The 13,992-nt window shown below is 33.6% G+C and carries 10 protein-coding genes and 2 pseudogenes; 11 read left to right on the top strand and 1 reads right to left on the bottom strand.

The genetic code is table 11. The features are described 5' to 3' along the window. The first annotated feature begins 185 nt into the window (after positions 1–185). The 7 genes and pseudogenes from ACQKII_RS19805 to ACQKII_RS19775 form a co-directional block, all read left to right on the top strand. The gene (locus ACQKII_RS19805) at positions 186–593 is read left to right on the top strand and encodes a hypothetical protein (protein WP_427462200.1); all 408 of its coding nucleotides are present in this window, start codon (positions 186–188) and stop codon (positions 591–593) included. 150 nt (positions 594–743) lie between these two features. Continuing rightward, positions 744–2,900, top strand: coding sequence for an ATP-dependent helicase (locus ACQKII_RS19800; RefSeq protein ID WP_427462199.1), 2,157 nt, complete (start codon positions 744–746; stop codon positions 2,898–2,900). A 719-nt stretch (positions 2,901–3,619) separates the two neighbouring features. Next, on the top strand, positions 3,620–3,961 hold the full coding sequence (locus ACQKII_RS19795) for a hypothetical protein (RefSeq protein ID WP_427462198.1): 342 nt from the start codon (positions 3,620–3,622) through the stop codon (positions 3,959–3,961). 1,345 nt (positions 3,962–5,306) lie between these two features. After that, positions 5,307–5,999 (top strand): 5,6-dimethylbenzimidazole synthase, encoded by a 693-nt coding sequence (gene bluB, locus ACQKII_RS19790; protein ID WP_427462245.1) that lies wholly within the window; start codon positions 5,307–5,309, stop codon positions 5,997–5,999. A gap of 23 nt (positions 6,000–6,022) precedes the next feature. Then, positions 6,023–6,550 (top strand): annotated as a pseudogene (locus ACQKII_RS19785) (GNAT family N-acetyltransferase). A gap of 418 nt (positions 6,551–6,968) precedes the next feature. Next, complete coding sequence (locus ACQKII_RS19780) at positions 6,969–7,199, top strand: hypothetical protein (protein WP_427462197.1); 231 nt, start codon at positions 6,969–6,971, stop codon at positions 7,197–7,199. Between the two features lie 950 nt (positions 7,200–8,149). After that, a pseudogene (locus ACQKII_RS19775) lies at positions 8,150–8,356 on the top strand (DUF4037 domain-containing protein); the annotation flags it as partial. Positions 8,357–8,478: 122 nt separating this feature from the next. On the opposite strand, the gene ACQKII_RS19770 reads toward ACQKII_RS19775, so the two are convergent. Continuing rightward, positions 8,479–8,754: a YqhV family protein gene (locus ACQKII_RS19770; RefSeq protein WP_427462196.1), complete on the bottom strand. Its 276-nt coding sequence runs from the start codon at positions 8,752–8,754 to the stop codon at positions 8,479–8,481. A 596-nt stretch (positions 8,755–9,350) separates the two neighbouring features. Between ACQKII_RS19770 and ACQKII_RS19765 the strand changes: the two genes are divergently transcribed. The 4 genes from ACQKII_RS19765 (at position 9,351) to ACQKII_RS19750 (ending at position 13,522) form a co-directional block, all read left to right on the top strand. Then, positions 9,351–10,220 carry a PhzF family phenazine biosynthesis protein gene (locus ACQKII_RS19765; RefSeq protein ID WP_427462195.1) on the top strand — a complete coding sequence of 290 codons (870 nt, stop codon included), beginning with the start codon at positions 9,351–9,353 and terminating at the stop codon, positions 10,218–10,220. 480 nt (positions 10,221–10,700) lie between these two features. Next, positions 10,701–10,925: a hypothetical protein gene (locus ACQKII_RS19760; RefSeq protein WP_427462194.1), complete on the top strand. Its 225-nt coding sequence runs from the start codon at positions 10,701–10,703 to the stop codon at positions 10,923–10,925. Between the two features lie 116 nt (positions 10,926–11,041). Then, a complete protein-coding gene (locus ACQKII_RS19755; RefSeq protein WP_036130195.1) occupies positions 11,042–11,608 on the top strand; it encodes a TetR/AcrR family transcriptional regulator in 567 nt (188 codons plus the stop codon). A 57-nt stretch (positions 11,609–11,665) separates the two neighbouring features. Further along, positions 11,666–13,522 (top strand): alpha/beta fold hydrolase, encoded by a 1,857-nt coding sequence (locus ACQKII_RS19750; protein WP_427462193.1) that lies wholly within the window; start codon positions 11,666–11,668, stop codon positions 13,520–13,522. Positions 13,523–13,992 lie beyond the last annotated feature (470 nt).

Here is a 13,992-nt window from a genome sequence, read left to right as displayed (position 1 = left end):
AGTTTGTTCGGGGAAATACCATTCGTCATGTGGCTGAAATGAATGATGAAGCAACGCTTTTCATGTCCTGATGCCGATTTAAATAATCTAACAGGGTAGGTTGGAGAATACATAACACCAATTCACCATCATTTTGGGCAGCTAATTACAAGAGAGTTTTTATCTACCTATCATCAAGGCTTAATATGCATTTTTCAAGTGTTAAAGATATTGAAAAAATATATGAAACTATTGAAAATTTTAAGCTTGACAGCGAACGAATAAATTTTCAATTAAGAGCAGTTTACTTCGATGACAAATCTACAAACTATCTGGCTTTTGTAGATTTTATAGTAGATAAGAGTGTACTTACAGATGAGGATCGTTCTCCTTTCAAAAAAAGTGAATTAGAAGAAATAGCAGAGGGGATGGAAAGGCACCTGCCTTATTGTATAGAAGTAGAACGAAACGAAGAAATGATCGGAGCAATACCAATTAAATGGGATATTAAAGGATATGTAGAAAAAATGTCTCACGATGGATACGATCCACATGGTAAAGAATATTATGTACCTTATATGGAAAACTTTAAAAGTGGGATACCAAGACGTTAAAATATAGATTTAATAAAACGAGGCGCCCACTGAACAATAGGTGGGCGCTATTTGACGCTTTCTATGCTTTAATATTGTGCGGCTTTCCTCGGATGAATCCTCATCATTTGGTATAATAAAGTATAGACTTTTTAGAACGGAGCAATTGATATGAATGGAGCGCAAAAAGCGTTTTTTGAGGAAAAGGAGCGTTCACTTGGTGTTCGTCTAAATGATGTGCAGACGCAGGCGGTGTTGCAAACGAATGGCCCGCTGTTACTATTGGCATCTCCCGGTTCAGGAAAAACGACGACGATTATTATGCGTATTGGCTATATGATTGAGGCGCTTGGTGTGAATCCTTCTCGCATAAAGGCTGTCACGTTTAGTAAGGCATCGGCCGGTGATATGAAGTCACGTTTTGCAAAGTTTTTCCCGCATTTGCCACCGGTTGATTTTTCGACGATTCATAGTTTAGCATTTCAAGTTGTGCGGCAGACACTTGAACGTCATGGCATTTCTTACGGCATCATTGAAGAATCGGACAAACCTGGTGTTGTTTCAAAAAAACGAGTGCTTCGCGAGATTTTTGAACAATTAAATGGCTCAAAAATTACCGAAGATCAGTTAGACGAGCTACTGACGTACATAACGTTTATCAAAAATAAAATGCTGCCAGAACAGGAATGGGCAATTGCAGAAGTAAAGGTGCCAAGAAAAGTTGAGATTTTACAGCGTTATGAGGAATATAAACGCACAGGTAGTGACCGTTTGTTAATTGATTTTGACGATATGCTATTAATGGCGAATGATGTTTTCACGAAAAATCGAGAGGTGTTGGCGCAATATCAACGCCGCTACGATTATTATTTAACGGATGAAAGTCAGGACACATCGCCAGTTCAACATGCGATCATCGCGAAACTCGTCGCAGTCCATCAAAATTTATGCGTCGTTGCAGATGAGGATCAGGCCATCTACAGCTGGCGCGGTGCAGAGCCAGATTATTTGTTGAATTTCCGAAAGATATATCCGGAGGCGCATGTTTTACTTATGACGCAAAACTATCGTTCATCTGCAACCATTGTAGAACCAGCCAATATATTCATTCAGCGAAATAAAAAGCGTTATAACAAGCAAATGTTTACGGAAAATCCTGCAGTAGAGCCAATCTCGTTTAAAATCCTAGAGAATTACAATTTACAGGCCAAATATTTAGTGGACCAATTGAAAAATCTGTCTAAGCGCAGCTCAACGGCTATTTTATATCGAAATAATACATCAGCTATTCCGCTTATGGACGCGTTTGACAGAGCTGGTTTGCCTTTCTATATGAAAGATTCCACGATTCGCTTTTTCACGCATTGGGTCGTGGAGGATATTAAGAACTTCATGCGTCTAGCGTACAATACAAAAAATATCACGGTATTTGAAAAAGTTTACAGAAAAATGAATGCTTATATTACACCAACGCAATTGAAGGTGCTACAGAAAGTGCAGGAGGATGGCTGTGTATTCACACAGTTGTTAGAACATGTTGAGTTAAAGGATTATCAGCCTGAATATATTAAGCGGATTCGCAAAACGTATGATAGCATTCAATTTGATAAAACGACGCCAACAGCCATGCTAGAACATATCCGTTATGACTTTGGTTATGAGCGTACCTTAAAGAAAATGAGTGAGAAACTCGGTTTTAATTATGAAAATTTATTAGATATTGTGAATATACTTGGTTTAATTGCTCGTCATACGGCCACGATGACCGAATTTGCGGGTCGTTTGAAGCAACTTGAAAATTTAGCACGTTCGTCTCATATAAAAAATGAATTGAATGCAATTACACTGACAACATTGCACGGTTCAAAAGGCTTGGAATTTGACCGTGTGTATTTGATTGACTTAATTGAGGGGATTTTACCTAGTGAGGCAGAAGAAGAAATCGAGGAAGAAACACGACTCTTTTATGTCGGTATCACGCGTGCGATTCGCCATTTGGAATTAATTTCGTATAGTAAGCGCTTTAAAACAAGTGTGGTGCCATCGATTTTCATGAAGGCGTTAAAACAAATCGTCTCCCCGCAGGAATTGCCAAAGAAAGCACCGAAAAGTCCGAGGAAAGCACTGAAGCAATACCGTAATGAGCGGACGATTACAACCGAGTCAGCGTTAATCGTTGGCTCAAAAGTAAAGCATGTGATTTTTGGAGAAGGTGAAATATTAGCCATTACGAGTACCACGATTGAATTGTCATTTGCTACGGGGATTAAGCAGTTTCTGACGGATACATGTTTACAGCAAGGCTATTTAGAAACGATGGAAGATTAAATGAAGCGTATTCTGGACTTTTTCGAATGTACAAGCGTCCTCTTGGTCAGTTCCACGTCGCATCATCTTTAAAGTGGCGAGTAAATTGGTATAGACGCTCACAGTAGTCCAACACCATATCCCTGATTTAGTTGTGACGATACAAAATCATAAATATGCTCTATCGGTTTTAACAGAAATTACTCGCACAACTGACAGGACAGGTGCAAAAACTATCAAAGCCAGGGAACAGGATTTCATAAAAAAGGATATAAGCCTATTTGGTTTATTGAGCACAGTAGTTAGCAGTCGATACTGATAAAAATTCTCTTGTTTTCTGGACTAGTGAACCAGCTGCACTACAGGAGCATAATGAAGTGATTGATAGTAGATAGGGTGCTTTATAATCCTATAATTTTTAAAATTGTATGTGTGACAATAAGTGCAGCTACTAATTATAGGCTGTTCTTCAACGACAACATCAAAAACTACTGATAACAGTAACAACACATAGGTGTTGCGTGGTTGGAGTTAGTATAAAAATGTCTGTGGACATGAATCTACGGACACCCGAAAAGTCATGAAATAAGAATTCTTTAGAATATGTCTGGACAAACATGTTAAATTTTTTATATAAACCAAAAAGAAATAGTTGTTGATGGATAAGACTCATCTCAGTTGGAGAAAATATTTGTGAACTTAAAAACATGTTCAAATTTCAAGGATTGGGAGGACTAAATATGTCATCTGAAATGGGAGATATACATCGTACTGGTCGAGACATTAACGACGATATAGTACATTTTGGTGGGCAAGCTGAGAGTGTTTTTAGTTCATTGGCTGAACAAGGTCGAGTTTCAATACAAAAGAAAGCAGACGAATTAGCTGCACAGTATCTTGAAAGTAATCCTAAACCAGACTATTATGATTGTGTTAAAATTGTAGCAGAGGGAGTTTTTACAGCAGGGAACGAAATAAAGGCTAGCAGTGGTTCTTGGGGAGAATCAGTAGATGCAGCACTTGATGCTGGTGTTGGAACTCCAGCAGCAAAAATAGCTTGTAAAAGAATAACGATGCATTAATTTTAAAAAGCATAGGCGTAAAAAGCTTATGCTTTTTGATATTTATTGATTTCTTTTATCCTCTCCTCAATAGTAATTTTAGTTGTCTGGACATTCTTGTCCATATACAAAAAGTACAGATATTATGGGGAATTGACTAATTTAAGCCCTTGTCTACGCCAATTAATTTTAGTTTACATAATATATATACCTTGGTCACAACTTTCATATTATCGAAAGCTTCCTATAATTTATCATTCATAAGGGGATTATTCGTTTAAATAATGCTAATTATCGTTTAATGTAGATTTGTCCAATATTCATTAGAGTGACAAATTTAGCTGGTTGTTACAGAATCAAGATACATGTTGGTTGAAGAATAAATGCATATATTATTGATTTTAGAACGGGAATACCTGAAGAGTCGAACGTGCAAATTTGTATGCTCGACTCTTCTTAATTGAGTTACATAATATTTAGAACAATTGATAAATCTGTTTTAAAATATTGCTGAAGCGTTTAGATTTAAACGGGGTCCCTTTAGAAAAATGTGGATTTACAACGTTAAGGCAAATATGAATAAACAAGAGCAAGCACAACCTTATTAGGTGTTGTGTTTGCTCTTGTTTCAAATAGCGATAGATTGTGGCTTTTTGCGATGCACCTCGGCTTTGTAGCTAGACCTACGTTAAAATAAAATAATAAAAATATTTTAATTTTATGCAACTAATTACTATTCAGAATGCTCTAACGGTATGTAAGGAAAGAAGAGGTGCTATAGATGGAATCTGAATTTCTAGTATAAAAAGCGCATTTTGATGAAGATTTAGATTCGGCGTTAGATGTAATTGAAAAACTGTTACATTTTCCACGAATAAACTTCGTTACATCTGAATTAAGCCCTAATCAAATCCGTAAAATAAATAATTCATCCCAATCAATTATTCCTATCCCATTAGAGATATTTAATGAATTATATCCTTTGTTCATTTTTAATACATTAAATTGATAACACGCTGAAGTATGAACTCTTTCACAGCAAGAGCTTCGTTGGCTATTAGAAGGACTATCGATTCAAAAGCCAAAGGCAATTGTGAAATCTGCAAAAGGTGTCTTTAAACCGGTCTATTATGAATGGGGCAATCATCCATATTTGAAACTGAACGGAAATGTGGTAATCGGTTTGACGAATGTTAATCCGAAGTAAGAAGGGGTGGAGTCAGATTTATGCGGATATACAACGATAAGTACAAACACACCCAAATCACGCTTTGGTGCATTATTACTTCAACTTACGTGGCAGAATAATGAAAAATCATTTAATATTAAAAATAAACATTTTTATAAAGAAAAAGGAGAGAAATTTATGTTTTCTAATGAAGAAAGAGAGTCTATTTATAAAGTTATTTATAATAGGAGAGATATTCGAAGTTTTTTATCGACTCCTATCCCTGAAAACATTATACATAGAATATTAAATGCAGCTCATCATGCACCTTCAGTAGGATTTATGCAACCTTGGAACTTTATTTTGATTTCCACTGACGAAATTAAAGAAAAATTGGCTTGGGCAGCAGAAAAAGAAAGCCGAGCATTAGCTATTCATTATGATGGGGAGAAAAAAATGAAATTCCTTGATTTAAAAATTGAGGGTTTAAAAGAAGCTCCTATAACTATTTGTGTTACATGTGACCCTACAAGAGGAGGTTCCCATGTATTAGGACGAAATTCAATTCCTGAAACAGATATTTTATCAACAGCCTGTGCTATTCAAAATATGTGGTTAGCAGCTTGTGCTGAAGGACTTGCGATGGGGTGGGTAAGTTTTTATAAAAAGAATGATATTAGAGACATTTTAGAAATACCACCACACATCGATCCCATTGCGCTTATATCAATCGGTTATACTGAAAATTACCCAGAAAAGCCCATTTTAGAGTTAGCTAATTGGGAAAAAAGACGTTCTTTAGAACATCTTATTTTCGAAAATAAATGGGGACAAAATAAAGATGCTGTTAAAAAGGGGGGTATTTCAAACTCGCTACCTTTACATATCTAGAAAATAACGGGGGGGAAGTTATAATGGCAGTTACTTATTGGACAGGAAAAAATACGAGCTATTCAACCTGAAGATATCATAATATTTGAATCATTAGATGATGAGATTCTACGAAATATGGACTCACTTTATTTTCCTCGTTCAGCTGAAAAAATGAGAGAATGGGTAGAAGGACAATTGGAAGAGAACGATGATTTCCGTTTTATTGCAGTTGATAGAGACAATAATATTGTTGGTATAATTGAAACATTTGATTGTGATCGAAAAAATGGAACCTTCGATTATTATTTAGCTGTATTTGAACCATACAGACGTAATGGGTACGCTAAAGAAATGATCCTTATGGTTCTTCGTTTCTTCTTTTTAGAGCTTTCTTATCAAAAAGTGAATACGACTGTTTATTCTTTTAATACTCCATCGATGCACTTGCATGAGAAGTTAGGTTTCCTAAAAGAGGGACAACTAAGAAGTATCATTTTCACCAAAGGATTCTATTATGATGGTATTTGCTTGGAATGACAAGACAAGAATTTGACATGAAATACGCATAATATTTGTACTTGTAAAAATTATTTAAATATAAAATACTACATAAGTCGTATCATGGGTAGTTTTGAAACACAAAAAAAGCTAAGTCTTCCTTAAAGATTGTAAAGCAATGTACTTAAAGTAACGGAGGCTTTAGTGCAACAAGGTTTTATAACTTATACATAAATAAACCTAATAACGTTCCCGAATCAGACTTTGGTGACTCTACGAAGAAAGCTTTCCAAACGACGCTTTTGGGAACTTTAAGTTTCATCATTTCAATACGTAATTATGTAAAATTTTGGAATAACCATTACTTTCACAGGGTATTATATATACTAAAACACACTTGAATTAACACAATTTTTATTGTTATCTTTGTAGAATCTAATTACTATAATAAATTGCTGTGAAATTCAATTATATAAAGGGAGTGCAAAGGTGGACCTATTACTTTGGATAACTATTGGTTTCATAATAATTGGATTTGTTGTTCTCACTTCTATGAAAAAAGATATGGAAAGTAAGGTCGCTTTTATAAAAGCAAATATGGAAGACGAGGAAAATTCATCAAAAGCTAAATCCGTAATTTGGTGGATATGGAGTACCACTGCTTGGGGGATAGTGAGTATGTTTCTTGTTGTTTGGTGTTTTCATAATCACTTTGGATAACTGTTGGCTTCAAATGTGCTTAAAAAAACAGGTACTTTTGTATTAATTGTTTGAAGTATTACTGTAATGTCTATACTTCTATATACATTATAAATTCAATAAACGTTCCCAAATGAAAGTTTGGAAATACACCAAAAAGCAGCGAGTGTTGTTAAATCAACGTTTCGCGGCTTTTTCTATGATCATTATTTATACCACTTTTTATGCAGGCAGCGTAAACACTTGATACATCAATATTTACACGATTATAGCGTACCGTTTAGTGTGCATAAAATCCAGTATATTTCTTAATGTTGTAAATCCATATTTTTCTAGAGATACCCCTTTTTATAGTATCTTTTTTTGAAGTCTTCTAATATGGAAATGCATTTCCAAGGAGGATTTAAAGTGCTTGTTAAGCAATCGGGCGCGATTGTTGAGCAACACCATTACGAAATGATCAAACTTTTTTAAAAACGAAACTAATATCTGCTGATAAAGAATCCATTTGATCAATCTTTTTTCAAAATGGATTCTTCACATTTATTGTAAAAAGCTGATTTGTGGGATTGGGACTGACTTATTTGCAGGAAATAGCGTAGATGCATATAATAAAATCCTAAATATTTATGGGAAAGATATATTCATTCAAACTTTATCCAGGGATAATGCACTCGCAAATGCAATGAAATCAAGCCCTCCACTTCGCCAAAAAATTTTAGTTTACATAATATAAATACCTTGGTCACAACTTTCTAATTATCGGATTCTTCCCATAATTTATCGTTCAAAAGGGAATTATTTGTTTAAATAATACTGATTATCGTTTAATCTAGATTCTCCTTAAGACGAATAAAATATTCAGTGTAACAATTAATAGCACTCAAAGGTATTAACTACAGGTGTAAACTGTCCAATTAAAAATATAAGCAAAACAGGAATGACTATAATGTAGACAGGAATCATCCAGGTATGTGCATCATCCTGCATTTAAGTGGATGCAGTATAATATTGAACAAATGAGAATCAAACCTAAAAATCTCTATGATCGAATGACCAATATTTTGTTAAGAAAACCAGAACACAGTGTTTTTGAATTGGAAGTAGTAATTGAAGAGGTACTAATTCTTGTTGAGAAATACTTCCCAGAATTGAATATAAGTGAACAAAAGAAGTAAATTGGATTTGTGAAGTAAGGGGCAGTACAAATAGATATGTACGTTGTAATTAAGCAGCCGTTAGATTTTTAAGTAAATTTGTCCCACGTTAACTTTATTATTTTTTTAGGAATACTTTATTATTACTTAACATGTGAGCTAATAAAAATAAGTGTGATTCCCGTAAATAGGCAAATGATTCTCGTCACAGGAATTTTATCAGCTAGTCCAAATAATGCAATTGCAGTCGTTACGATTAAAACTGTTGGACCAACCAAAGCAAGCATTGTATTAATATAGAATGCTTTTTCTAAACTATTAAACTTTAGCATCAACAATCCAGCACTTACTTCAATACTTCCAGACAATACGCGTAAAATAACCATAGCAAGAAGCGATTTTTCAATAATTGTCATCATCCTATCTTTATAGATAATTTTCGCTTATATTATAATTCCATCATTAGGATAATTATAGATTTCTGCTTTAATGAAATACTAAAATCAATATATGTATGATTCGTATCAAATATTCTTGTTCTATTATGCTTTATAGTGTTAATTTAATAAGTGATTTTCTAGTTAAAAGTTCAAAGAATTTATTAATAGAATCAGTTTTATAAATCCATTTTCTGTTTTTAATAGGAAAATAGTATAGGTGCATATAATAAAATCCTAAAGATTTATGGGAAAGATAGTATGGATCTACGTCAAGACTTTAGACATTTTCAAGTTAACTTTTTGTTTTGCGCAACGTCCGTTTTGGAGTGTTCCACATACCGGGTAGCCAGTCAAAGTGAAAAGAGCCTTTGACAGCCTACCCGGTACGTTAATATCACTTTAAATATTTTGGAGGAATGTACTTAAACTAACAGAGCAGTTTAGTTACATAATGAATAATTTAAAATTTGATTTAATGTTAATATTAGTTTAAATAAATTTTTACATAAGCAGGAGGATTAAAATGGAATTTCGTTCAAATATAAAATCGATATACAATTTGGAGGGATCATATTATGAAGTTAAAAGTTTATACATTAAATTCATTTGCAAAATCCATTGAGGGAGGGAATCCTGCCGGAGTGGTACTTAGCGCTGATTATCTATCAGATGAGGACATGAAAAAAATAGCAGGTATCATCGGTTTTAGTGAGACTGCTTTTGTCATGAAGTCAGACCTTGCTGACTTCAAGGTTAGATTCTTTACACCTAATGAAGAGGTTGATCTTTGCGGCCATGCAACGATAGCAGCGTTCTATACACTTTCAAGCCAAGGATATATTAAACCAGGAAAATATTCTCAAGAAACAAAGGCTGGAATTTTAAATGTAGAAGTAATGGAAGACCTATCAATTATGATGGATCAAAATGCTCCAAGCTATTATGAAATAATAGACAAGGAGGAAATTGCAGATTCCTTAAATATTACTATAGATGAAATGTTGGGGGATCTACCAGTGCAAATTGTATCTACTGGTCTTAGGGATATTCTTGTACCGATTAGAAACTTAGATATATTAAATTCTATAAAGCCAGATTTTGAAAAAGTAACAAATATCAGCAGTAAATATAATACCATTGGTTATCATATTTTTACCCTTGAATCACTAAAGGATTCAAATGCTCACTGTAGAAATTTGGCACCTTTATATGGAATTCCAGAAGAATCAGCAACTGGTACATCCAATGGTGCTCTTTCATGTTATCTGTATAAATATGGTAAATTTAAACCTGAACGTGTTATTAATATATCTGTTGAGCAAGGTTACTCTATGAAAAAACCTTCAGAAATAGTTATAGCGTTAACCACTCAAGGGAAAGAAATTATTGAGGTAAAGGTGGGCGGAAAAGCATTGAATTTGTCTGAAACAGAGGTTGAAATATAATTGTAGAATATAAATTTCTAATAAATTGAAATAATAAGATAGCCGGATTAGGTGTTATGTTACATCTAGTATGGCTGTTTTTTTCTTATAGCGTTTGTAAACAGACCGTCAAAGCATTTACGGACTGAAAAGGCATTAGTTTTAAGGTGCTCGTTTAAGTATAGAAATTGAGACACAAAATAGAATCCAATTACTTACTGAAGTAGAAGTTGGATCTTGCAAAATCTATTAGAAGACAGAAGTGCAGCCCAAGTTCGCTTAGTATTAAATATAGCTAATGAAATATTTAATACATACGAAGAATAGAGCTTTAATTAAGATATAAAAGTCTAGATTTGGCTTTGAATTAATGATTGATCATTTTGTATAAAGTCAGATAATTATTTATAAAAAAGTTTGATACAATTTATTTACTTGATATGCCGAAATCCTAAGTTCAGCAATCGGACCATTATAGATCATATAAGTGAAGGTGATTTTTTGAAAAAACCAGTTGATTTAAACTCTTTAGTGAGCAGTTATAAAAATTTGTCAGAAGATACTTTTAAAGAGCTATTACGTTTGTTCAATTTTACTATAAGAGATGATGAGATTGAACAACTCTCGGCTTTTATTAATAATTTACAAGTAGATGATAAGTTTCTTGGATATTTTTATGTCGGGTATATTCAGTTCAACTTTGTTCAAAATGAGATTAATTTTTAGCAGTAAAATCAATTAAAGTATAGCTTTTTTGATCAATTTTTTTATTAAACTAAAAAAAATACTTGCAACACCTATTATAGTACTGTACAGTACTAATTATGACAAGGGGAAAATTAATGAATCAAAAACGTGTGATTGAAGTAGCTGCAACATTATTTTTAGAAAAAGGGTTTGCTTATACAAGCATGGATGAATTAGTTCGTGTAAGCAAAGTTTCAAAGTCTAATGTGTATTATCACTTCTCTAATAAGGAAGAATTGTTGGAAGGGGTCGTTGATTATTGGATTGAAATGTATCAATCTGCAATTGATGGCTTACTATCTCAAAACCAATTATTAGTTGAAGATCGTATCCAACTGTTTTTAAAGCAATTATCACAAGGAGTTCAGACGAGAGAATATAAGGGGAGCTGTCCATTTATTACGCTTTATATTCAAAGCCCTACAAATGCCACAAAAGTAAAAGAAAAAATAGGTCTTTTTTTTGCAGGATTACAAACGAAAGTTTCTCTATTACTTAAACAAGGGGTAGAGAATGGTGAATTTAGAAAGACAATTAATATTGACGAGGTTGCATCTCTTTTTATTACAAATCTTGAAGGAGCGCTATTTATTTCAGAAACACTGAAGGATGCAACTGTAATCATGAAAACAGCAGATCATTTTTTTAACTTGCTTCGATAAAAGAAGCATTTTTTTTACATCAAATTAGTACTGAATAGTACTAAAAGGAGGATTTATATGAGAACAGTATTTTTAACTGGTGGAACAGGTTTTATTGGAAAGCAATTAGTGAAGAAATTAGCCAAAGAGCATGTTACAATTCTTCTATTAGTGAGATCGAAAAGTAAAGCAACACGCATTTATCAAGAAAGAGGCATCTTAAAAGAGGCAGTTATGCACTTTATTGAAGGTGATTTGACGAAAATAGGCTTAGGTCTAAGTGCTGAAGATAAGGAGAGGGTATTGAAAACGGATGTGATTATTCACGCAGGAGGCCCCATGGATATTCAAGCGACAAGCAAAGAGGCAGCTTCCGTATTTTTGAATGGTGCCCAACATATTAGTGAATTCGCTAAAAATATTCATCAATTGAAGGGATTGCAACAATTTATTCATGTTGTAGGCTATATGAGTCCCTTTGATGATAAAAATAGCAAGATTGCGATAGATGTGTTTAAAGAAGGAAAAAATTTTTTGAAAATAAAAAATCCATATGAGAGAACAAAGTTTTTAGCAGATCTTTATATCCGTCAGCAGGCATCAACAGTAGGTTATCCGCTTTCAGTAATTAATCCACCAACTGTAGTTGGTAGTAGTAAAACAGGGAGTACGGAGCAAACAGGAGGCTTAGGCTTGCTTGTGATGAGTATGCGAAAAGGGCTCATGCCAGTGATTCCTGGAGGTAAGGAATATAGATTACCACTTATTGCAAACGATGAACTAGCAAAGTTTATTGTGCAGGTTTTCAGATTGGAGCAACCAACTATACAAACATATACACTTGTTGAAGATAAACAACATGATCAGAATATTTCAGAATTATTAGATGCTATGTCAGAAAGTATGAATATGACAGCACCTAAAATTTCTGCCCCATTGCCATTTATGAAAGCACTTATGAATAGTGGCGTAAGCAAAATAACCCAAATTCCTGCTGATGGGCTAAACTTTATTACAAATCGAACATTTTCAAATGGTTCAGCGAAAAAGATTATGGGAGAAGATTGGTTTAAGGAGACAAATGTAATGAAATTTTTCCCAGCCGTAATAGCTGATCTGGATTATCGCATGATGTATCAAAATGGCCAGCACAGTCATTTATTTAAACGAACATTATGTAATAATACTACCATTTACCAATCACAAGGAGAGGGTAAACCGTTTATTTTATTACATGGTTTATTGAGTGATGGAGAGGATTTATTTCCTTTAGGGAAAGAGCTTCATGAAAAAACGGGTCGACCTGTATGGATCATGGACCTTCCAGGTTTGGGACGTTCTCCTTTTAAACGAGAGAAAAATCTTTTAAATATCTATTTGAATGAATTGAAAAAGTTATTGGAGAAAGCTACTAATGGTGCCCATCTAATTGGCCATTCATTTGGTGCGTATATTCTTTTGGAAGCATTAGTACAAAAGTACATAGATAAGAAGTATACAATTACTTTACTTCAGCCACCTGTTGCTAAAAGAAATGCTAAATCGATAAATGTTCCTCAATTTATGAACAAATGGACATTGAAATTGGCAACTACTAATTTGATAGAGCGTTATTTATTAAGTAATGGTTTATTTGAAAGTACGGAGAGCATCCCTGAACATTATATTGAAAAAATAAGCAACAGTTTTACTTCTCCTAGAATTTTAAATACTACGGTTCAGCTTAACAGTTTACTATTGAAAAACGTTCAAGGTGATTTCAATGAAGTAACAAAGTATAATCTTCGCATTATTTGGGGGGATTATGACAGAGGCTATTCTGCTCCTTCGCATCTTGGTAAGGTTGATTTTGTTCCATATGGTCATCATTTTCCTATTAACCATCCGAGTGAAACGGCTAATTTGGTAATAAAAAATAGTAGTACTAGCAGATGAGAGTGTGGGATAAATAAAAAGTGGGTAGTAAGATCGTTGTGTCTTTGAAATAAAGTCGTACTGTTTGAAAAAAAAGATTGTAAAAATATGATTCATGCTTATGACAAAATAAAGTATGATAAGGAGAAGAAATTCGTTTTCGATATAACTAAAATTCCTTCTTGTGTACCAAAGCAGGATGCAGAATACATTTATAAAGATTTATCCAAAGTAATTCAACATGTCTGTAATAATGCTCATATGAAGATCAAAATCACCAACCGTAAAAAGCCTTTTATAGTTAATGCCCTGCGGAAATCTATTTTTGAATCGGGATATGCAGAAATAAATAATACTTTTGTATGAAGAAATAGAAGCAATGGATATCGCGTAAGCCCGAATTATAAAAAAATAGGCGCACCTTTTCGGTACGCATCACGAATAGCCGTATATCATTGATTTTTTTATCAGATATACGGCTATTTTATTTT

Origin of the sequence: Lysinibacillus sp. NPDC048646, from assembly GCF_050272295.1 — a bacterium.
Classification (GTDB): domain Bacteria; phylum Bacillota; class Bacilli; order Bacillales_A; family Planococcaceae; genus Lysinibacillus.
The sequence above is the reverse complement of the archived record's forward strand: the minus strand, read 5'-3'. Positions and strand labels throughout refer to the sequence as shown.

Bases quoted from the DNA above. Each gene is read 5' to 3' on its own strand.
- ACQKII_RS19805 (WP_427462200.1), top strand. From the start codon at position 186: ATGCATTTTTCAAGTGTTAAAGATATTGAAAAAATATATGAAACTATT.
- ACQKII_RS19800 (WP_427462199.1), top strand. From the start codon at position 744: ATGAATGGAGCGCAAAAAGCGTTTTTTGAGGAAAAGGAGCGTTCACTT.
- ACQKII_RS19795 (WP_427462198.1), top strand. From the start codon at position 3,620: ATGTCATCTGAAATGGGAGATATACATCGTACTGGTCGAGACATTAAC.
- bluB (WP_427462245.1), top strand. From the start codon at position 5,307: ATGTTTTCTAATGAAGAAAGAGAGTCTATTTATAAAGTTATTTATAAT.
- ACQKII_RS19770 (WP_427462196.1), bottom strand. From the start codon at position 8,754: ATGATGACAATTATTGAAAAATCGCTTCTTGCTATGGTTATTTTACGC.
- ACQKII_RS19765 (WP_427462195.1), top strand. From the start codon at position 9,351: ATGAAGTTAAAAGTTTATACATTAAATTCATTTGCAAAATCCATTGAG.
- ACQKII_RS19755 (WP_036130195.1), top strand. From the start codon at position 11,042: ATGAATCAAAAACGTGTGATTGAAGTAGCTGCAACATTATTTTTAGAA.
- ACQKII_RS19750 (WP_427462193.1), top strand. From the start codon at position 11,666: ATGAGAACAGTATTTTTAACTGGTGGAACAGGTTTTATTGGAAAGCAA.